General features: G+C 65.8%; 1 pseudogene. It reads right to left on the bottom strand.

Going from position 1 to position 325, the window contains the following annotated elements:
• Nucleotides 1-325, bottom strand: a pseudogene (locus HX846_RS38645) (type II secretion system protein GspL); the annotation flags it as partial.

The raw sequence follows: 325 nt of genomic DNA, 5'->3' as shown, positions 1-325 counted from the left end.
GCGCGTAGGGCGCCGGGTACAGGCCACGCACTTTGATTTTCAGCTGGGTCGTTATCCGGCCCAGGTGCTCAAGGCTGCTTTTGGGCAACCAGCCGACCTGCACCAGGCCGCTGCTGTCCCGTGGGCCGTGGGCCACATGCATCAATTCCAGCGGGCCGAGGATCAGTGCCTGGGCCGCACAGGTCACTGCATCGTCGACCTTGGCGGAGGGCAATTGCGGCAGCTCCAGGCTGGTCAGCAAGCTGTCCCGTGGATGCAGAAAACACTCCGCCTGGGTATTCGCCCATTGCGCCAGGCGGCCCTCGCCCTGCTGGCTGACCTGCCC

The organism is Pseudomonas sp. K5002 (genome assembly GCF_013386655.1).
In the GTDB taxonomy this organism is placed as follows: domain Bacteria; phylum Pseudomonadota; class Gammaproteobacteria; order Pseudomonadales; family Pseudomonadaceae; genus Aquipseudomonas.
The sequence above is the reverse complement of the archived record's forward strand: the minus strand, read 5'-3'. Positions and strand labels throughout refer to the sequence as shown.